This window comes from Mesorhizobium sp. P3_B5 (assembly GCF_056402815.1).
The window spans coordinates 260,550-279,622 of record NZ_JBFUGR010000003.1 but is presented as its reverse complement, the minus strand read 5'-3'; the positions used below and the strand labels follow the sequence as shown (position 1 = coordinate 279,622).

Sequence of the window (19,073 nt, the reverse complement as noted above, 5' to 3'; positions counted from 1 at the left end):
TCCTTTTGCCTCCCTGGGGTTGCGCGACAAAGAGTATGCAATTAGCCGGTCACGGCATCAACTGGCCGCCATTCACCTCGATCACCTGGCCGGTGATGTAGCTGCTCAACAAATCCGACGAGAGGAAAAGATAGGCGCCGACGCAGTCTTGCGCCGTGCCGGCGCGACCTTGCGGGATGGTGGCGATCATGCCCTTCATCTGCTCGTCCGTCGAATAGCGCTCGTGGAAGGGTGTGGCGATGGTGCCGGGCGCAACCGCGTTGACGCGGATGCCGAAGCCGATCAGCTCCTTGGCCATGCCGCGCGTGACGTTGGAGACGAAGGCCTTGGCCGAGCCGTAGAGGCCGGCGCCGCCGCCGGCGCCGTTGCGCGCGGCGATCGACGAGGTGTTGACGATGAAGCCGCCCTGCTTCTTCAGCCATGGGATCGCCTTGCGCGAGGCGGTCAGCACCGAACGGGCGTTGAGATCCATCACCGCATCGTAATGCGCCTCGGTCTGCTCGGCATAGGGCACGCGGCCGAGCATTCCGCCGGCATTGTTGACCAGCCCGTCGAGCCGGCCAAATTTTTCAGCGCTCTCCTCGACGACGCGCTCGACATCGGCAGGCACCGAGAAATCACCCTGGGTGAGGAACACCTCGCCACCGCCATCGCGAATGGTTCCGGCCAGTTTCTCGGCGGCGTCGCGGCTTGAATTGTAATGCAGGGCGACGCGGCTTTTCTGCGCGGCGTAGGCCAGCGCAAGTGCTGCCCCTATGCCGGTCGAGGCACCGGTGACGAGCACTGCCTTGCCGGCGAGATCGGGTATCGAGAGGGCGGTCGGGGTGGCTGGCACTGCTGTTCCTCCGGGATTTTCCCCCGTCCTTCGTAGGCCCTTGCCCCCCTTATGTTCAAGCCTCAGGGCCTGAGATAGACATAGCCTTGACCCTGCAGTTCGGCGAGCTTGACGACGCCGCCCTTGTCGGCGGCGTGGAAGCCGTCGAGCAGGTCGGCAAGGGTGATCTCCATGCCTTTCATGGTGTTACCGCAGGCATGCGGGCTGAGGCCGTCCTGGACAAGGCCGGCGAAACGCCCGGAAATCGCCGCCGATATGGCCTTCGACTTGAAGGCGGCAAGCGCCGGACCATGCACGACCAGCGCGATGTCGACATTGCCGCCGGTGCCTTCATAGTGGTTCTTGATGTTGCCGAGCACGAAATTGACCTTGTCGATATCGCTGACGTGATAGGCGACCTTTTGCCTTTCCCCGGTGGTATCAGCGCTTGCTGCCTGCACCACCCGCAAGCCAAAAAACGTTCCAGTCCCGGCAAGAACTACGCGGAACATATCGCGTCGGCGCATCGCATCCTCCTCGGCTTGACGCTCACTGCAAATTGCGTGGCTGCGGCCATGATACTAGCATAAAACGACGTTACGTCCTGTCGATGCGAGGGAGAGGGTCACATGGCGTTCGGGAGATGGAAGATCGTTGCCGGCGCCGGATTTGGCGCCGCGCTGCTCGGCGCGCTTGCCGGCTCGGCCCTTGCCGACGAGGCCCTCAAGCTCACCGAAATGAGCCCGGACGGCAAGGATGCCTGCTTCGGCCGGGTCTACGATGCCGCACACCTCAAGGCGCATCCGAAGCAGAAGGTAGCCAGGATATTCTTCCTCTATGGCCATGACCCGGTGAGCCGTCCGAACGAGGAGCCGGCCACAAATTCCGACTCGTCCTACAATGGTTTTATCGCCACCACCGTGCGCGGCGCCAAGGCGCCGGAATGGGCCAGCGGCTGGTGCAGCCACGAGTCCGAGGACGGCAAGACCGGGCCGATCCGTTGCGGCATGGACTGCGACCGCACGATGGCCTCGCTGAAGCTCGACGACAAAGGCCGTCTAATCGTTACTGATGTTTCCCAGGATCTCTATCTCGACGCGGGATCGGAAGACGAACTCGGCGAGGCTGAGTACGACAGGCAGGCGCTTGGCTCGGAGGACGACAATTTCCGCCTCGACCCGATGCCGGCGGCAACCTGCCAGGCCGAGTTCGCGCGCATCGACCCGATTGATCCGGCGTTGGGTCCGCCATTGCGCGAGCGGCTGAAGCCGGGCCAGGCTTTTTGCTACGGGCGTGACTATGATGCCGCGCATCTGAGCTCGCATCCCGACCAGGTGACGCAATCCATCCGGGTTTTCCGTGGCCCGGTCGAACTGGCGTCCTTCGCGGCCGGCGGCGATGCCGCCAATTGGCCTGATGGCGCCGACATCGCCGTTTCGGTCACCACCAGGAAGAACGGAGCCAAGGTCACGCAGACCTACTCCTGCCAGGGTGAAGCGGACCAGTGGCGCTGCGCAGCGAGCGCTAAGATGAGCAACTTTTCCTGCGACATCACGCAGGAGGAGATCTTCCTCAAGCGCGGCGCCAACGGCACGATGATGCTGGCTAACCCCAACAGCAGCCTGGCCATTGTCGATCTGTGTTCGAAGGCGGCTGAGGGCAAGACCGTATCCGACGACAAGGTCTATCGGCTGGAGCCGATGCCGCAGTCGGCTTGTTCTCCATGAGGTCCGACGCTTCGTCATTCTAGGGTCTCCGCGATGGAGCTTCGCTCCTGCTTCGCCCTAGAATGACGAAGTTGAGAGGCCTCGGCCAATCTCCAACGCCGTGCCAACCGCCTCACGCGAACGGCACGGCCGTCGTGCCCTTGGGCAGCTTTGCCTCTTCCTCCGGCTCGACATGGATGATGACGCGCACCGACGGGATTTCGACCTTGAGCGCATCCTCGATGCGGTCGCAGATGACGTGACTTTCGCCAACCGTCATGTCGGCATCGACGACCATGTGGAATTCGATGAAGGTGGCGCGGCCGGCGATGCGGGTCTTCAGGTCATGGACCTCCAACGCGCCCTTCGAATTGGCGGAGATGATGTCGCGGATGTGCATGTGCTCCTGGGTGTCGACGGCACGGTCCATCAAGCCATTGAGCGAATCGCCGGTAAGCTTCCAGCCCTGGTAGAGGATGTTGAGTGCAACCAACCCTGCAAGCAGTGGATCGAGCACATGCCAGCCCGTCACAACAGCTGCGACAAGACCGACGATCACACCGACCGAAGTGACGACGTCGGTCATAATGTGATGGCCGTCGGCCTCCAGTGCCGGCGATCTCTCGGCGCGGCCGTTGCGGATCAGGATCCATGCCCATATTGCGTTGGTGGCGGCTGCACCGCCGTTGATCGCCAAGCCCTGCCACGGCTGCTCGAGCGCTGTCGGATGGGGCAATGATTGCCACACCTTGGCAATGATCAGCAGCGCTGCCACCACGATCAGCACGCCCTCGAGCACGGCCGAAAAATATTCGGCCTTGTGATGACCGAAGGGATGATCCTGGTCGGCCGGCTTGTGGGATATCTGGATCGCCCATAGCGCAGCGGCAGCGCTGATGACGTTGACGATCGATTCCAGCGCGTCGGAATAGAGCGCGACGGAACCGGTGACGTACCAGGCGGCGAGCTTGAGCCCGAGCACGACAAAGGCGACGACGATCGACCAGAAGGCGAGGCTGGCGACCTTGCGCTTGGCGGCGGCTTTGGCCGCGATCGCCGTCATGTTCTCCGTTTCGGCCATCTCGCCCTAGGCTGCCTTTTCCTTAGCCTTGCGCGGCAGATGCGCAACGATGTTCTCGATGATGCGCATGCCGGCATTGTGGCCGAGCGTCATGATCGACTCGGGGTGGAACTGCACGGCGGCGATCGGCTCCTTGCGATGCTCGAAGGCCATGATGACACCGTCCTCGGTCTCGGCGGTGACGATGAAATCGTCGGGCAGCCGCACCGGATCGGCGAAGATCGAGTGGTAGCGGCCGACGGTTACTTCCTTGGGCAGGCCGGAGAAGATGATGCCGGGCTTCGATACGCGGATGCGCGAAGGCTTGCCGTGCATCGGCACGTGCAGCTGCCTGAGTTCGCCACCATAGGCCTCGGCCAGCGCCTGCAGGCCGAGGCAGACGCCGAAGATCGGCAGGTCGCGGGCACGCGCCTTCTTGATGGTGGCGGCGCAGTCGAAGTCCTTCGGCGTGCCAGGCCCGGGCGATAGCACGACAAGGTCCGGTTTCAGCCTGTCGAACACCTCCTCCGGCACTGGCGTGCGCACGGTCGAGACATTGGCGCCGGTCTGGCGGAAATAGTTGGCCAGCGTGTGGACAAAGGAGTCCTCGTGGTCGACCAGCAGGATGTTGACGCCGTCGCCAACGCGCGCGGTGGTGCGTTCGGTACCGGCTGCATTGCCCGACTTGGCGTCGCGGATGGCGGAGAGCATGGCGGATGCCTTCAATTCGGTTTCGGCTTCTTCTTCCTCGGGAATGCTGTCGAAGAGCAGCGTGGCGCCGGCGCGCACCTCGGCGATGCCGTCTTTGATGCGGATGGTGCGCAAGGTCAGGCCGGTGTTCATGTCACCATTGAAGTTGACCATGCCGATTGCCCCGCCATACCAGGCGCGCGGGCTCTTCTCATTCTGTTCGATGAAGCGCATGGCCCACAATTTCGGCGCCCCGGTGACGGTGACTGCCCAGGCGTGCGACAGGAAGGCGTCGAAGGCATCCATGCCTTCGCGCAGCCGGCCCTCGATGTGATCCACGGTGTGGATCAGTCGCGAATACATCTCGATCTGGCGGCGGCCGATCACCCGCACAGAACCCGGCTCGCAGACGCGCGACTTGTCGTTGCGGTCGACGTCCGAACACATGGTAAGTTCGGATTCGTCCTTCTTTGAGTTGAGCAGTTTCAGGATCTGCTCGCTATCGGAAATGGCGTCGTCCCCGCGCTTGATGGTGCCTGATATGGGGCAGGTTTCGACGCGGCGGCCGTTGACGCGCACGAACATTTCCGGCGAGGCGCCGATCAGGTACTCGCCTTCGCCGAGATTGATGAAGAAGGAATAGGGCGAGGGGTTGATGGTCTTCAGCTTGCGCGAAATCTCGGACGGCTGCGTCTCGCAGCGCTCGTAGAACATCTGGCCGGGCACCACCTCGAACAGGTCGCCGCGCTTGAAACTGTCCATCGCCTTGCGCACCAGATTGGCATATTCGCCGGGCTCGTGGTCGCCGCGCGGCGGGATGCGGTCGGGGGTTTTGAACGGCTCGACGATCTCGTCGCGCGGCAGGCTTTCGGTCGAAAATCCGTCGCCGGAATAGTCGTAGCGGTCGGTCCAGGCCTTGGTCGAATAATGGTCGACGACCAGGATCTCGTCGGGCAGGAACAGCACGAGGTCGCGCTGGCTCTGCTTGCGCTCGAGCTTGTAGTCGACCGGATCGAACTGGAAGGCGAGGTCGTAGCCGAAGGCGCCGTAGAGGCCGAGATTGGCGTCTTCCGCCGTCTTGAACAGAGCGGTGATGGCGCGCAGGACCGTAAACACCGAAGGGACGCGGCTGCGCTCTTCCTCGGTGAAGACACGGCCGGGCTTGGCGACGTCGAGGCGGATCAGTTTTTTCGACGTCTCGGCGATCGTCACCTCGGCCAAGCCGGCCAGCGCCTTGCCGATCACCGGCAACAGCACCTCGCCGCGGCTGTTCAGCGCCTCGATGCGCATGGCGCGGCCGCGCGCCGAGATCACCAGCGGCGGATCGATGATGGCGGTGTCCCAGCGCGTGTAGCGGCCGGGATATTCGTAATTCGAGGAAAACACCGCACCCCGGCGCGAATTCAACCCGTCGACATAGGTGTCGATTGCGCCCTCATAGGGCCGGTCGTGGCGCTCGCGGGTGATGGTGACGCCACCCGCGGTGACGAAGCTTTCCGCCCCGTTTTCCAGAACTTTCATCGTCATTGCCGTCTCCATCAGCGTCTTTGGGGCAACGGACCCGGGAATGGCTTGAAAAAACAAATGGCCGCCCGGACATTCCGTTGCGGCCACCCTCTATTTTCACGCGCACGCGTTCGAACAGGCCGCTGTCAGCGAGCCCACCACCAAATGGTCTTGATCGAGCGCATGTTCATGGCGAAATCCATAGCCGCGAAAGGCCCGATGCGCAACAGGTTTGAAAAGTCTGTTGGTGGCTGCCGCTTCGACGCCTCATGGCACATCGCCAAGGCCGGCAGTCCCACCTACTCTGGAGATCCAACAGCAGGAAGATGTGAGAGACACCAATGACCGAGCAAATCGACCGCGCGCGGGCGTTCCACGCCCTTCACGTCAAGGGAAACCCAGTCGTTCTCTACAACGCATGGGATCCGGGCAGTGCCAAGATCGTCGAGAAAGCAGGGGCCAAGGCCATTGCTACGGGAAGTTGGYCGGTCGCGGCCGCCTTCGGATTTGCCGACGGCGAGAAAATCCCGCTGGAGCTGGCGCTCGAAAACATCAAGCGCGTCGTTGCGGCCGTCGACCTGCCGGTGACCATGGATCTCGAGGGTGGCTACGGCGTCGCTCCGGAAATCGTCGCCCGCACCGTGACGCTCGCCTTACAGGCGGGCGCCATCGGCTTCAATTTCGAGGATCAGATCGTCGGCGGCAGTGGCCTGCACGACATCGCGGTGCAGGTGAAACGCATCGATGCGGCAGCCGCCGCTGTGAAAGCCTCCGGAATACCGGCGTTCATCAACGCACGAACCGACCTTTTCCTTAAGGCGAAGCCGGACACGCACGACAAGGCTTTGGTCGAGCAGGCCATCGAGCGGGCGCACGCTTATGAGAAGGCCGGAGCGCACGGTTTCTTTGCGGCGGGTCTCGGTGACGCGAGCCTGATCGAGACGCTCTGCAAGTCGATCAATCTGCCGGTCAACATCATTGCGCTGGCGCATGTACCGCCACGGCAGCGCCTGGCGGAACTTGGCGTTGCCCGCGTTAGCCACGGCCCCGTGCCTTACCGGCAGATGGCCGAATGGCTGGAGGCGAAGGCGCGACAGGCTATTTCTGGTTAGTACTACTGCATTGGACAGCCAGTTGGGAAAGGGCATAAGCCCCCGACTTCGTCATCCCTGGGCGAAGCAGGAGCGAAGCTCCGTCGCGGAGCCCCTGGGATCCATGCCGCGACCTTCGCCTTGGAGTGCAGCGGAGCACAATTCTCGATCGCTGCGCCGCTCAGATGTAACGGCATGGATTCTAGGGTCTGCGCTGCGTCGCTTCGCTCCTTGCTCCGCCCTAGAATGACGAAGCTATCGGCGCTTCGGCAACTACCAAGCAAATGCTTCCCTAATCCTCCAGCGTGCCCGACCTTGCGTCGGCGCTCTTCTTGTCCCCGACCAGCTTCAGCAGGTCTTCGCCGGCGCGGATGATGCGTCGCGAGCGCCGGGTCAGGATGATGCCGGCTTGCGGGGCGAAAACCTCGGTGCGGCCGCCGGCTTCGCCCGGCGTGTGGACGATGGTGGCCAGGCGCGCACCCTTGGCGACGCGATCGCCGGGCTTCACGTCGTAGAGGATGGCGCCGCCGCGCGGCGCAGGCATCATGTCGATGTTTTCGAGTGGTGCAGCTATGCCGGTGAATGAACTGGGCGCGGGCAGGGCCGGGTCGGTGATCACGCCGCGCGCCACCAGCAGGCGATAGAGCCCTTCGGCATCGGCGCCGGCCAGGGCGCCATCGACATCGAGCATGCCGCGATATTCGACCGTGGTGGTGACGCGCCGGTCGAAGCGCGCCACATCGGCGGGGACGTTCTGATAGGGCATGATCGAGGCACCCTCAAAAGTGCCGTCGGTGTCTTCGTGCCACAGCATGACCGCATCGACGCCCATGGCGGCGGCACAATCGGCCATCGCCGGCCATAGGCTGGTGTGGACGTAGAGATAGGCCAGGCCCTCGTCGTCGCAATGCAGGTCGAGCACGATGTCGTGGCCGAGCGAAAGCTGCAGCAGCCGCGTCTTCAGCTGCTGGTCTGCCGTGCCATGTGTGGTGTCCGGCAAGAGCGAGGTGTCGGGCGCGGCCAGCAGCGGAAAGCCGCGGTTGAAGTTGGTTCGGGTCCCCAGGTGAAAACGGCCCTGATGCTCGCCGAAATGATACTGGGCGCGGCCGATCGGGTTGGCCCAGGGCACGATGGTGATCGAACCCTTGATGCGTCCCTCCGCCTCGGCTTTGGCCAGCATCGGCATCAGCGCGTCGATGGCGACCACACCCGGCAGTTCGCCGGCATGAAGTGCTGCCTGCAGATAGGCCGAAGGGGCAGCCTTATCCGCGCCCGCGAAGCGGAACACCGGAAATTCGTAGGCAACACCTTCGGTGTCGCCGGAGATGCGCTCGATCGATTTCTGCATGGGATGTCTCCGAAAATGAGCCGAAGACATGCATCTTTGTCGTTACGCTGTCGATTGGTCCAGCGTTGGGCGCGATGGGCGCAAGCTACTCGGCCGGGGCCTGAAGGGCTGCTGCGGGCGCTGCCCGGTCGAGCGCCTGCGACAGCACGGCGATAGCGACCGCCAACAAAGCGAGTGCCGAGCCGACAAAGGGCAGATTGGCATAGGACACGCCCCAGGACAGCGCGATGCCGCCGATCCAGGCGCCGCTGGCATTGCCGACATTGAAGGCGCCCTGGTTCAGCGTGGCGGCAAGGTTCGGCGCCTCGGCTGCGGCTTCGACGACGCGGATCTGCAGCGGCGGCACGACGACGAAGACGAGCAGGCCCCACAGGAAGACAATGGCGATGGCGACCACGGCAATTGTGCCGAATTGGGCGAAGCCGAGCAACAGCAGCGCCAGCATCAAGAGCGTGCCGATCACCGTCGGCATCAGCTTCCAGTCGGCCAGCCTGCCGCCGATGATGTTGCCGATGGTCATGCCGCCGCCGAACAGCAGCAGCACCCAGGTTACGGCAGATGTCGAAAGGCCGGATACGTCGATGAGATAGGGCTTTATGTAGGTGAAGACGGCGAACAGGCTGGCCGATGCCGTTGCCGAGATCAGCATGGCGAGCCAGACCTGCAGCTTGCCCAGCACCCTGACTTCACCGAGCAGGCCGCCACTGCTTGGTTCAGTGACATCGGATGGCACCAGCCAGGCGATTGCCGCGACCGAAATGAGGCCGATGCCGACCACGGCGAGGAAAGTGGCACGCCAGCCGAAGGCTTCGCCAAGCGCGGTGCCGGCCGGCACGCCCAGAATGTTGGAAAGCGTCAGTCCGGCAAACATCAGCGCCATGGCGCTGGCTCGTTTGTTGCGCGGCACCAGGCTGGCGGCGACAACCGAACCGATGCCGAAGAAGGCGCCATGGCCGAGCGCGGTGAAGACGCGCGCCGCCATCAGCGTCCAGTAGCCCGGTGCGATGGCGCAGAACAGATTGCCGATCATGAACATCGTCGTCAGACCGATCAGCACCGGCTTGCGCCGCAGGCGCGCGGTGGCCACCGCGACGATAGGGGCGCCGAAGACGACGCCGAGCGCATAACCGGTGACCAAAAGGCCGGCCGAGGGGATCGAAACGCCGAGATCGGCGGCGACCTCGGGCAGAAGCCCCATGATGACGAATTCGGTGGTGCCGATGCAGAAGGACGCAATGGCAAGCGCTAGGATCGGCAAGGGCATGGAGCGTCCGGAATGAATCGGTTCAAAGCCGAGACTGTCTGGATATGTGTGCCGCGCGCAATCGCCATTGTTGCAATGCAGCATTGCAGAAAGCGGAGGGCTCGCGGAAAGCGCGGCATCAACGGCAGGGAGCTTCGAAGGCGGTTCTATGCGAGCGGCTTCAAGTCCTGGGCGATGGTGGGCAGAAGCTCCGAAACATTGGGGTGGATGTGGGTTGCCCGCGCCAGCGTGTCGATCGGCGCCTTGGCGTACATCAGGTCGAGCACGCAGTGCACCGCCTCGTCGCCGCCGGGGCCAAGCACCGAGCAGCCGAGGATTTCCCTGGTGTCGGCATCGACCAGGATCTTCATGAAGCCTTGCGTCTCGCCCTTTTCGACAGCACGGCCGACCCGGGTCATCGGCCGCTGGCCGACCAAGGCGCGGCGGCCGGATTTTTTCACCCCTGCCTCGGTCATGCCGCAGCGACCGAGCGGCGGGTCGATGTAGAGCGCATAGGCCTCGATGCGGTCACTTACCTTGCGCGGGTCGTTGTCGAGCAGGTTGGCGGCGACGATCTCGTAGTCATTGTAGGAGGTGTGGGTGAAGGCGCCTTTGCCGTTGCAATCGCCCATCGCCCAGATGCCGGGCACCGTGGTGCGCAACTGGTCGTCGACGGTGACGAAGCCGCGCCGGTCGACCTCGACACCAGCCTTGTCCAGGCCGAGATCATCGGTGTTGGGCGTGCGGCCCAGCGCCAGCAGTACATGCGAGCCGACCGCCGGCGGCTTGCCGGCGGAGAAGGTCACTGCAATATCGTTGCCCTGCTTGGCGAAGCCGATGTCGTCGGCGCCGAGATGGACCGCAATGCCTTCGTTTTCGAGGATCGACAGGATGGCGGCGGAGACATCCTCGTCCTCGCGGCCGGTGAGCCGCGGGCTCTTTTCGATGACGGTCACATCGGAGCCGAAGCGGCGGAACATCTGCGCGAATTCGAGCGCGATGTAGCTGCCGCCGACGACGACGAGATGGCGTGGCAGTACATCGAGATCCATCATCGATGAATTGGTCAGATAGGAAATGTCATTGATGCCGGGCAGGTCGGGCACCGAGGCGCGGCCTCCGGTGTTGAGGAACATGCGCTCGGCGGTCAGCAGATCCTCGCCGACCCGCACGGTGTTGGCGGATTCGAAACGCGCATGGCCGCGATAGAGCGTGCATTTGTCCATGCCGGCGATCCAGGTCTCGAGCCCAATGCGGGCATCGTTCGAGACCTTGTCCTTGCGCGCCTTGATCGCCTTGAAATTGACGCCGACCGGGCCGCCGAGCGTCACGCCATAGTCGGCCGCGCGCCGCGCCAGATGCGCGGCATAGGCGCTGGCCACCATGGTCTTGGTCGGCATGCAGCCGGTGTTGACGCAGGTGCCGCCGACCAGCTTGCGCTCGATCAGCGCCACGCTCATGCCGGCGGCATTCAGCCGGGCGGCGAGCGATGGGCCGGCCTGTCCGGCGCCGATGATGATGGCGTCGTATGTCTTTGCAGTCATGCCACCGCAGCCACGATCAGCAAGCCGCCGATGATGGCCACCGCGTCCTCGATGAGGGCAGCGGGCAGGTCCTTGCCGAAGCTTGCTGCCAGCCGGCCGCGCATTTCGGCACCGCCATACGTCCCGACCACCGCGCCTATGACCCCGGCGATCAGGCCGCCGATGGTGGCGCCGCCGGTGGCGCCGATTACCGCGCCAGTGAAGGCGCCAACGACGATGCGGGCGCCGAATTGCTGCGGCACCTTGCGGCTCGGCGTCGACGGCAGCTGGTCGGTGATGAGTTCGACGATCCCCAGGATGGTGGAGATGCCGACGGTGATCCAGTGGCCCATGAAGCTCGCCCAGGTGACGGCGACCGGAAGCCAGCCAAGCCAGGCGCCCCAGGCAGTGACGGCAAGCGCGGTTCCGGCGCGCAGGCCGGCGATGACGCCGATCAGAAGTGCAAGAAGGTAAAGCATGTTTGATCCCTTCGATGGCAGGCCCGGGACAGGTCCGCGAGGGCAAGCTAGCATAGGTCCGGCGCTTGACCAGAGTCGCCGCTGGCGCTTCTTGCGCCAGGGCGCATTGTACTTTGGTAAGACAGTCCAGGACGAGGAAGAGACGGGAGGCGCAGCCGTGACCGAAAGCGAACGCACGAAGATGGCGGCGGGCGGATGGTACACATGCCTCGATTTGGAATTGGAGGCGTTGCGCGTGATCGCACGCGATGCGGTGTTCGAGCACAATTCGCTGCCGCCTCGCCAGCGCGGCAACATCGGACCGGCCCTGAAATCGCTGCTCGGCGCTGCGGGCGAGGGCGCCCGGATCGAAGCGCCGTTCCACTGCGCTTACGGCTTCAATATCTTTCTCGGCGAGGCCACTTTTCTCAATGCCGGTTGCACCATTCTCGATACGGCGACCGTGCGCATCGGCAAGGGAACGCTGCTCGGCCCCAATGTGCAGATCTACTGCGCCGAACACCACCAGGAGGCCGCCGGGCGGCAGGCGGGACTGGAGATCGCCAGACCGGTAGAGATCGGTGACAATGCCTGGATCGGCGGCAGCGCGGTCATTCTCGGCGGCGTCAGAATAGGCGAGGGCGCCATTGTCGGCGCCGGTGCCGTGGTGACGCGCGACGTGGCCGCGAACATGACCGTCGTCGGCAATCCGGCGCGGTCGCTCAAGCGCGACTGACCATTCAGCCTGATCAGCGCGAGGTGACGTGCTCGTCCCGATCGATACGCTTCGAGAATTCGCGACGGTACTGCGCTGGCGAGGTCCTCAGCCGCGCCGCGAAATGCTGGCGCAGCGATGTGGCGCTGCCGAAGCCAGCCTCGAAGGCGACCGTGTCCATCGACTTTTCCGTGGCCTCCAGCAGCCGCTGCGCCAGCGCGACACGCTGGTCGGTCAGCCAGTCGCCGAAACTGGTGCCGATCGTTTTCTGAAAACGGCGTGTGAACGTTCGGCGGGTCAAGCCTGCGGCATTAGCGACGTCGTCCAGGCTGTGCGTTTCACCGAGCGTCTTGCGCACCGCATCGAGGGTCTGTGTGAAGCGGTCTGCGTTTTCGGCCCTGGCGATGGGGCGCTCGATGAACTGCGCCTGCCCGCCTTGCCGATGCGGAGACAGGACGATCTGCCGCGCGAGGCGTAGTGCCGCCTCCACTCCGTAGCGCGCCCGCACCAGGTGGAGGCAACAGTCGAGCCCGGCGGCGACACCGGCGGAGGTCATGACATCGCCCTCGTCGATGTAGAGCACGTCAGCGTTGACGACGATGTCGGGATAGAGCGCCTGCAATCGTTCGGTATAGGCCCAGTGCGTGGCGGCGCGCCGCCCTGAAAGCAGTCCGGTTGCCGCAATGGCGAAGGTGCCGAGGCACAGCCCGACAAGCAACGCGCCGTTTTGGTGCGCCCGACGCAGCGCCTCGGTCAGAAATGCGGGCGGCGGATCGTCCAGATCCCGCCAGCTTGGCACGATCACAATGTCCGCGTCGTCGAGGCTGCCCAGTCCATGCGGCGCGGTCACGGTCAACCCGGCTTCGGTCCTGACCGGTCCCGCCTCGAGTGCGCAGATGCGGAAGTCGAAGCGCGGCAGGCCGAGCGCGGTGCGATCCTCGCCGAATACCAGGCAGGGCACGGAGAGGTGGAACGGGCTGATGCCACCGAAGGCGATGGCGGCAACAATCGGATCGGCCATGGGAGCACCATTGAGGGTCGGACTGGAATGTCCCAATTCTTTCGAACAATGTCAATTGGGACACTTTCGACTGTTTGGTGACGCATCTATTTTCGGCCATCGCATTCAAGCCTGAAGGAAAACACCATGTCTGACCCAGTCAAAACCGCGCCGCGCCGCGCTCTCATCGTCGTCGACGTCCAGAACGACTATGACGGCGGCAATCTCGCCATCAAGCATCCGCCGTTCCGCGACAGCGTCGTCAACGTAGCCCGGGCCATGGACGCGGCCGCCGCGGCCGGCGTGAAGGTGGTGGTCATCAAGCAGCTGGCGCCCGAGACATCGCCGGTTTTCGCCAAGGGCAGCCATGGCGCCGAACTGCATCCGGAGATCGCCAGACGCAGTCGAGACCACTATGTCGAAAAGACCTTGCCCAGCGCCTTCACCGGCACCGATCTCGAAGACTGGCTGCACGCCAACGCCATCGATACGATCACCGTCATCGGCTACATGACGCATAATTGCGATCTGTCGACCATCATCCACGCCGTGCATATGGGCTTTGCGGTCGAGTTCCTGTCCGACGCCACCGGCTCGCTGCCCTATGCCAACAGCGCCGGCTACGCCTCGGCTGAGGAGATCCACCGCGTGGTAACCATCATCCTGCAGTCGCGCTTCGCGGCGGTGCTCAAGACAGCCGAATGGATCGATTGCCTGAAGACCGGCGCGCTGCCCGAACGCGACACGCCCTATGCGTCCAACCAGCGCGCGTTGGCGCGCAACGCTGCGTAGGCAAATTGCCGCGAATGAAAAGGGGCGCCGCAGGGCTGTGGCGCCCCTTGACGTTTCCCGGTCACCAACACCTTCGCCGGGGCGCGGCCCCGTATGGAACTCTTTTCCGCTGGGTTCATCCGCTTTCGGGATGATGGGCGGCCAACGCTAGAATTCGGAGCGGGCTCTATTTCAGAATCTGGAGAGATCTGGAGAACGGAGTGAAGTCTTTCACAGACGAGGGCCTCTCTCTGCGGAACGGTCATATTTGATCAGGGAATGTGATCGGTGGACTTTCCCGGGAGAAACAAGTGAAAGCGCAAGTTGCAAGAACTGCAGTCGTTCTGGCGTTGGCCGGTGCCGCGGCACTCTTGCCGTGGCCCGCTTTCGCCCAGGTCCCTCCGCACGCGCCGGGGACGATTTGCTTCACTCCCAATTTTTGGTGCTGGGCACAGCCGCCCGGCCCGCCCGGATATCCGTGCGGGTGCCCATCGCAATACGGCTATGTGCCGGGCTATCTAGGGTAGTCGTCAGGCGGGGGATTTCACGATGACGATGACACCGGCCGACCCTCTCGTTTCGGGACTCATCGCGGATGCCAAGCTGGTCGCCAGCTACGGCCGCTACGGCGTGTTCAAGGACAGTTCCCTGTTTGCGGCTATTGGCAATGCCGAAAAGCTCCCCGATGCGACGGCCAGCCAACCTGAGGTCGTCAATCTTCAGACGGTGTTCAACGATTGCTCCGGCACCGTGCCATTTGCCACCCTGGCGGCCCTGCGATCGGGCTGGTCGCCCGGGGACATGTCGCGCAGGACTGCGCTTGCGACATACTTTCTCGTGGCTCTTTCCGTGCTTTTCATGGTTGTAACCGGAAGATTGACGTACATTTACAACAAGGGAACCGCGATAAACTCCGAACTCATAGAAATCGACAACAATGATTTCAGCGCACGGTTCGGGCAGGCGATTCGGCAGGTTTGGGCGACGAAGAAACAACTGAGCTCGGCATCGTCCGAGCAGGTTTCGATCACGGACCTGACGCTCCTGAAGGACGCCTACTACAACTCGGAAGATAACCTTCACGCTCTCGACCAGCGCTTTTCCTCCCTGGTGAGAAGAGCGCAAGGGTTCATGACTGAGGACGCGCAATTCCCGATCTGGGGAATGCAATGGATGTACTGCGAGCTCTATTCGACATCCACGGCCGATAGCGAAGCGGCGGGCCAGGCACAATTCTCCCAGCAGGGTGCGATTAACCAGTTCTGTGACCAGGCGCTTGGGGTGAGTAAAGCCACGCGTCCAGACAAGATCAAGGAGCTCCCCAACCAGCCGGATACCTATTGCACGCAGATAAACACCGACAAGAAAAACCCGAACAATACTGAAGGCGCGTCTTCTGAAAAAGTGACGGACGTGAATGCCGATTTCGACGAGGCAACGCGCAGCCTGCAGTGCGACGGCGTGATCACCATCGCGCCGAACTCGATCTACACGCTGACCGCGCAGATAAAGACGCTGGGCGAGGTTCTCAGCCCATATGCCTTGTGGATACTCCCAGCCTTCTACGGCGCGCTCGGAGCCATCATGTTTCACATGCGGATGATCCTCAATCCGCTGCTGCCCAATCCGCCGCTGTCGCGGTTGATCCACAGGATCGCGCTGGGAGCGCTGGCCGGCATGGTGCTTGCCTGGTTCGTGACGCCGGGCAGCAAGCTTGGAGACGAGGTTTCGGGGATTGGCTTTAGCCTGTTCACCTTCGCCTTCCTGTTCGGTTTCAGCCTCGACATCTTCTTCACCATCCTCGACCAGTTCGTCAGCATGTCGGTCGCCGGGATCAAGAAGGTCGGGTCCTCAACAGTGGCGTGAGAAGCCCGGCAAGCAAAAAGGGCGCCGCGGCAGTACGGCGCCCTTTGTCATTGCAGTCCGGATGCGCTCTTAGAACAACCCCTCGATCTGGCCGATCTCGTTCAAGAAGATCTTTTCCGAGGACGGCACCTTGGGCAGGCCGGGCATGGTCATGACCTCACCGCAGATGATGACGACGAAGCCGGCACCTGCCGAAAGCCTGACCTCGCGCACCGGTACGGTGTGGCCGGTCGGCGCGCCGCGCAGGTTCGGATCGGTCGAGAAGGAATATTGCGTCTTGGCCATGCACACCGGCAGGTGGCCGTAGCCGGCCTGCTCCCAGGCATGCAACTGGTCGCGCACCGACTTGTCGGCGATCGCCTCGGAGCCGCGATAGATGCGCTGGACGATGGTGTTGATCTTCTCGAACAGCGGCATTGCATCGGGATAGAGCGGCGCGAACTGCGAGGCGCCGGATTCGGCCAGCGCAACCACCTTGTTGGCGAGTTCCTCGATGCCGGCCGAGCCCTTGGCCCAGTGCTTGCACAGAATGGCCTCTTCACCCATCGAGGCGACGTAGTCCTTCATCGTCTGGATCTCGGCGTCGGTGTCGGAATAGAAGTGGTTGATGGCAACCACCGCCGGCACGCCGAACTGGCGGATGTTCTCGATGTGACGGCCGAGGTTGGCGCAGCCCTTCTTCACCGCCTCGATGTTTTCCTTGCCGAGGTCTTCCTTCTTGACGCCGCCATTCATCTTCATGGCGCGCACGGTGGCGACGATGACCGCCGCCGCCGGCTTGAGGCCAGCCTTGCGGCACTTGATGTCGAAGAATTTTTCGGCACCGAGATCGGCGCCGAAGCCGGCTTCGGTGACGACGTAGTCGGCGAGCTTCAGCGCCGTGGTGGTGGCGACGACCGAGTTGCAGCCATGCGCGATGTTGGCGAACGGGCCGCCATGCACGAAGGCCGGGTTGTTTTCCAGCGTCTGCACCAGATTGGGCTGCATGGCGTCCTTCAGCAGCACGGCCATGGCGCCGTCGGCCTTGAGGTCGCGGGCATAGACCGCCGACTTGTCGCGGCGATAGGCGACGATGATGTCGCCGAGGCGCTTTTCCAGGTCCTTGAGGTCGGTGGCCAGGCACAGGATGGCCATGACTTCCGAGGCGACGGTGATGTCGAAGCCGCCTTCGCGCGGAAAGCCGTTGGCGACGCCGCCGAGCGAGCAGATCATCTCGCGCAGCGCGCGGTCGTTCATGTCCATGACGCGGCGCCAGACGACGCGGCGGGTGTCGATGCCGAGCTCGTTGCCCCAGTAGATATGGTTGTCGATCAGCGCCGAAAGCAGATTATGCGCGGTGGTGATGGCGTGGAAATCGCCGGTGAAGTGGAGGTTCATGTCCTCCATCGGAACGACCTGCGCGTAGCCGCCGCCGGCGGCACCGCCCTTGACGCCGAAATTCGGACCGAGCGAGGCCTCGCGGATGCAGACGATCGCCTTCTTGCCGATGCGGTTGAGACCGTCGCCGAGGCCGACCGTGGTGGTTGTCTTGCCTTCGCCGGCCGGCGTCGGGTTGATGGCGGTGACCAGGATCAGCCTGCCGTCCTTGTTGCCCTTCACAGACTTGATGAACTCGGCTGATATTTTCGCCTTATCGTGGCCGTAGGGCAGAAGGTGCTCGGTTGGGATGCCGATCTTGGCGCCGATCTCCTGAATCTGCTTTTTCTTGGCGCCGCGGGCGATCTCGATGTCGGACTTCACTTCGGCCATGACGGCTTTCCTCTGGATTGGACGATGGAGGGGACGGGTTTGGTGGCTATGGTCGTCGCAGGCAATTCGAAACGGCCGTTGGGCGCGCGGGCATGTTCTAACCCTGTCGCTGCCGTGGCGTCAACTTGCATGCAACTATGTTTCCTATGAAGAAAAATGCTCCAGCTGCCGGCAGGACCTGTCATGGATCCTTTTTGCGCCGGTTGCCGCGCCGTATAGAAGCCAGAGCGGGCGCTGTTCCGCCGTCTCAAAACAGCCGCACAATGCACGGATTGCGACAGAGGCGACGGCGCAAATTCGCCATCGCCGTGCCTAAAGCGAAATGCGCTTTAGGATTTATTCTTATGCATGTCGTTATCCCAAAACCGGGACCACTTTTGGGCGACATGCATCGAGCGGATAGCGCTACTGGGTCAGTACGTTGCTGATCTCGACCATATTGGAGCGGACCCTAAGCACGTAGAAGCCCATCGTCGTCAGATGCGTCGGCATGATCCAGCCGTCCTCGCGGCCATTGGCGATGATAAAGGGCTGGATGCGCAGCGCCGAGACGAACTGCGAGTCCATGGTGTCCCACAGATTGCCGAGATGCTTTTCCTTGATCACGTCCTCGAAGTCGGCCTGGGCGCCCTTCATCAGCCCGTAATAGGCATAGAGTTGGCCATAGGCGAACCAGAAGCGGTCGTCGGCACGGAAGTCGAACCAGCCATTGTTGTGATTTTCGGCGCGTTCCTTGAGGATCGCCGAGGTTGAGCCGATATCGGATGAGATGCGGTCGATATACTGTTTCAGATTGTCGGCGCGGGCGTCGAATGTCGCCTGGCAGGTGGCCAGCCGGGCGTTGAAAGAGCGCAGCTTGTTCACCGCATCGCGATAGTAGCTCGGCGTCGGGGTCTTCGGGCCGAAAGGGTTCAGGCCGAAATACCAGGTTTCCTCGTCGAACTGCAGATTGCCGCGCGCGTCCTGCAGATCGGCGTCGATCTGCGAGGTGGTGCGGACGCGGCCAAGATTGTCGGCCAGTTCGGTGGCCGTGCGCCGCACCGCCTGGTTGACGCCGCGCTGGAACGAAGCCTTGTTGTCCATCCACGGCGTGTGATCCCAGTCGATGCCGAACAGGCCGAGCTTGTAGAGGATCATCGACGAGATCCAGGCGTTCTGGTTCACGTTGAAGTCGGTGAGGTCGGCCGCCACCTGGGCGATGCCCGAGTTTCCGCAGGTCTTGGCGGTGGCAGTGCCGGCGCCTGCTGCAACCTGCTCGCCAGCGGAAATATTACGGTTCTCGAAGATGTATTTGTCGACGTAGTTGGGGTCGAACTTGTTCCACCACTGGGTGGCGTAAAAGAAATTGGCATAGAGACCGATCAGCACCAGAAGCGCCAAGCCAACCACCGCCTTCAGAATCCAGCCGCGCTGTGTGTACCACTGCCCGGCCCATAGGAACGGCCACAGGATCGCACCGATCAGCAGGCCGATGCCGCGACCAATCCACTGGAAAATGCGGGTGAAGAAATTCACGATCGGATCAAGCATGGC

At 63.1% G+C, this 19,073-nt stretch carries 16 protein-coding genes; 5 read left to right on the top strand and 11 right to left on the bottom strand.

Features of this window, described 5'->3' with window-relative positions:
* Positions 1-49: 49 nt before the first annotated feature.
* Complete coding sequence (locus AC1DVW_RS11080; RefSeq protein ID WP_477323059.1) at positions 50-835, bottom strand: SDR family NAD(P)-dependent oxidoreductase; 786 nt, start codon at positions 833-835, stop codon at positions 50-52.
* Between the two features lie 62 nt (positions 836-897).
* Positions 898-1,341, bottom strand: coding sequence for a DsrE family protein (locus tag AC1DVW_RS11075; RefSeq protein WP_477323058.1), 444 nt, complete (start codon positions 1,339-1,341; stop codon positions 898-900).
* Positions 1,342-1,443: 102 nt separating this feature from the next.
* On the opposite strand from AC1DVW_RS11075, the gene AC1DVW_RS11070 reads away from it, so the two are divergent.
* Entirely contained in the window at positions 1,444-2,541 is a 1,098-nt protein-coding gene (locus AC1DVW_RS11070; protein WP_477323056.1) for a hypothetical protein, read from the top strand.
* A 112-nt stretch (positions 2,542-2,653) separates the two neighbouring features.
* Here AC1DVW_RS11070 and AC1DVW_RS11065 read toward each other — a convergent pair whose 3' ends face one another.
* Together AC1DVW_RS11065 and AC1DVW_RS11060 are read right to left on the bottom strand one after the other, a co-directional pair.
* The gene (locus tag AC1DVW_RS11065) at positions 2,654-3,601 is read right to left on the bottom strand and encodes a cation diffusion facilitator family transporter (RefSeq protein ID WP_477323055.1); all 948 of its coding nucleotides are present in this window, start codon (positions 3,599-3,601) and stop codon (positions 2,654-2,656) included.
* A 6-nt stretch (positions 3,602-3,607) separates the two neighbouring features.
* Complete coding sequence (locus tag AC1DVW_RS11060) at positions 3,608-5,797, bottom strand: anthranilate synthase (RefSeq protein WP_477323054.1); 2,190 nt, start codon at positions 5,795-5,797, stop codon at positions 3,608-3,610.
* Between the two features lie 320 nt (positions 5,798-6,117).
* Here AC1DVW_RS11060 and AC1DVW_RS11055 point away from each other — a divergent pair, with 320 nt between their 5' ends.
* Positions 6,118-6,888 carry an isocitrate lyase/PEP mutase family protein gene (locus AC1DVW_RS11055; RefSeq protein WP_477323052.1) on the top strand — a complete coding sequence of 257 codons (771 nt, stop codon included), beginning with the start codon at positions 6,118-6,120 and terminating at the stop codon, positions 6,886-6,888.
* A 271-nt stretch (positions 6,889-7,159) separates the two neighbouring features.
* On the opposite strand, the gene AC1DVW_RS11050 is transcribed toward AC1DVW_RS11055, so the two are convergent.
* The 4 genes from AC1DVW_RS11050 to AC1DVW_RS11035 all read right to left on the bottom strand — a co-directional run bounded on the left by AC1DVW_RS11050 (position 7,160) and on the right by AC1DVW_RS11035 (position 11,460).
* Positions 7,160-8,215, bottom strand: coding sequence for a M14 family metallopeptidase (locus AC1DVW_RS11050; RefSeq protein WP_477323051.1), 1,056 nt, complete (start codon positions 8,213-8,215; stop codon positions 7,160-7,162).
* Positions 8,216-8,300: 85 nt separating this feature from the next.
* A complete protein-coding gene (locus tag AC1DVW_RS11045; protein WP_477323049.1) occupies positions 8,301-9,479 on the bottom strand; it encodes an MFS transporter in 1,179 nt (392 codons plus the stop codon).
* A gap of 146 nt (positions 9,480-9,625) precedes the next feature.
* Complete coding sequence (locus AC1DVW_RS11040) at positions 9,626-11,002, bottom strand: FAD-containing oxidoreductase (protein WP_477323047.1); 1,377 nt, start codon at positions 11,000-11,002, stop codon at positions 9,626-9,628.
* A complete protein-coding gene (locus tag AC1DVW_RS11035) occupies positions 10,999-11,460 on the bottom strand; it encodes a DUF4126 domain-containing protein (RefSeq protein ID WP_477323045.1) in 462 nt (153 codons plus the stop codon). Before AC1DVW_RS11035 ends, AC1DVW_RS11040 begins: the two co-directional genes overlap by 4 nt.
* A gap of 157 nt (positions 11,461-11,617) precedes the next feature.
* Between AC1DVW_RS11035 and AC1DVW_RS11030 the strand changes: the two genes are divergently transcribed.
* The gene (locus AC1DVW_RS11030; RefSeq protein ID WP_477323325.1) at positions 11,618-12,175 is read left to right on the top strand and encodes a sugar O-acetyltransferase; all 558 of its coding nucleotides are present in this window, start codon (positions 11,618-11,620) and stop codon (positions 12,173-12,175) included.
* A 13-nt stretch (positions 12,176-12,188) separates the two neighbouring features.
* Here the strand turns inward: AC1DVW_RS11030 and AC1DVW_RS11025 are convergent, their stop codons facing one another.
* Positions 12,189-13,175 (bottom strand): helix-turn-helix domain-containing protein, encoded by a 987-nt coding sequence (locus AC1DVW_RS11025; protein ID WP_477323043.1) that lies wholly within the window; start codon positions 13,173-13,175, stop codon positions 12,189-12,191.
* 126 nt (positions 13,176-13,301) lie between these two features.
* Between AC1DVW_RS11025 and AC1DVW_RS11020 the strand changes: the two genes are divergently transcribed.
* Together AC1DVW_RS11020 and AC1DVW_RS11015 are read left to right on the top strand one after the other, a co-directional pair.
* Entirely contained in the window at positions 13,302-13,946 is a 645-nt protein-coding gene (locus AC1DVW_RS11020; RefSeq protein ID WP_477245572.1) for a cysteine hydrolase family protein, read from the top strand.
* A 528-nt stretch (positions 13,947-14,474) separates the two neighbouring features.
* Positions 14,475-15,791 carry a hypothetical protein gene (locus AC1DVW_RS11015; protein WP_477323041.1) on the top strand — a complete coding sequence of 439 codons (1,317 nt, stop codon included), beginning with the start codon at positions 14,475-14,477 and terminating at the stop codon, positions 15,789-15,791.
* A 69-nt stretch (positions 15,792-15,860) separates the two neighbouring features.
* Here the strand turns inward: AC1DVW_RS11015 and AC1DVW_RS11010 are convergent, their stop codons facing one another.
* Both AC1DVW_RS11010 and AC1DVW_RS11005 read right to left on the bottom strand, forming a co-directional pair.
* Complete coding sequence (locus AC1DVW_RS11010; protein ID WP_477272864.1) at positions 15,861-17,540, bottom strand: formate--tetrahydrofolate ligase; 1,680 nt, start codon at positions 17,538-17,540, stop codon at positions 15,861-15,863.
* Positions 17,541-17,945: 405 nt separating this feature from the next.
* Entirely contained in the window at positions 17,946-19,070 is a 1,125-nt protein-coding gene (locus tag AC1DVW_RS11005) for a DUF2333 family protein (protein ID WP_477323039.1), read from the bottom strand.
* Positions 19,071-19,073: the final 3 nt, after the last annotated feature.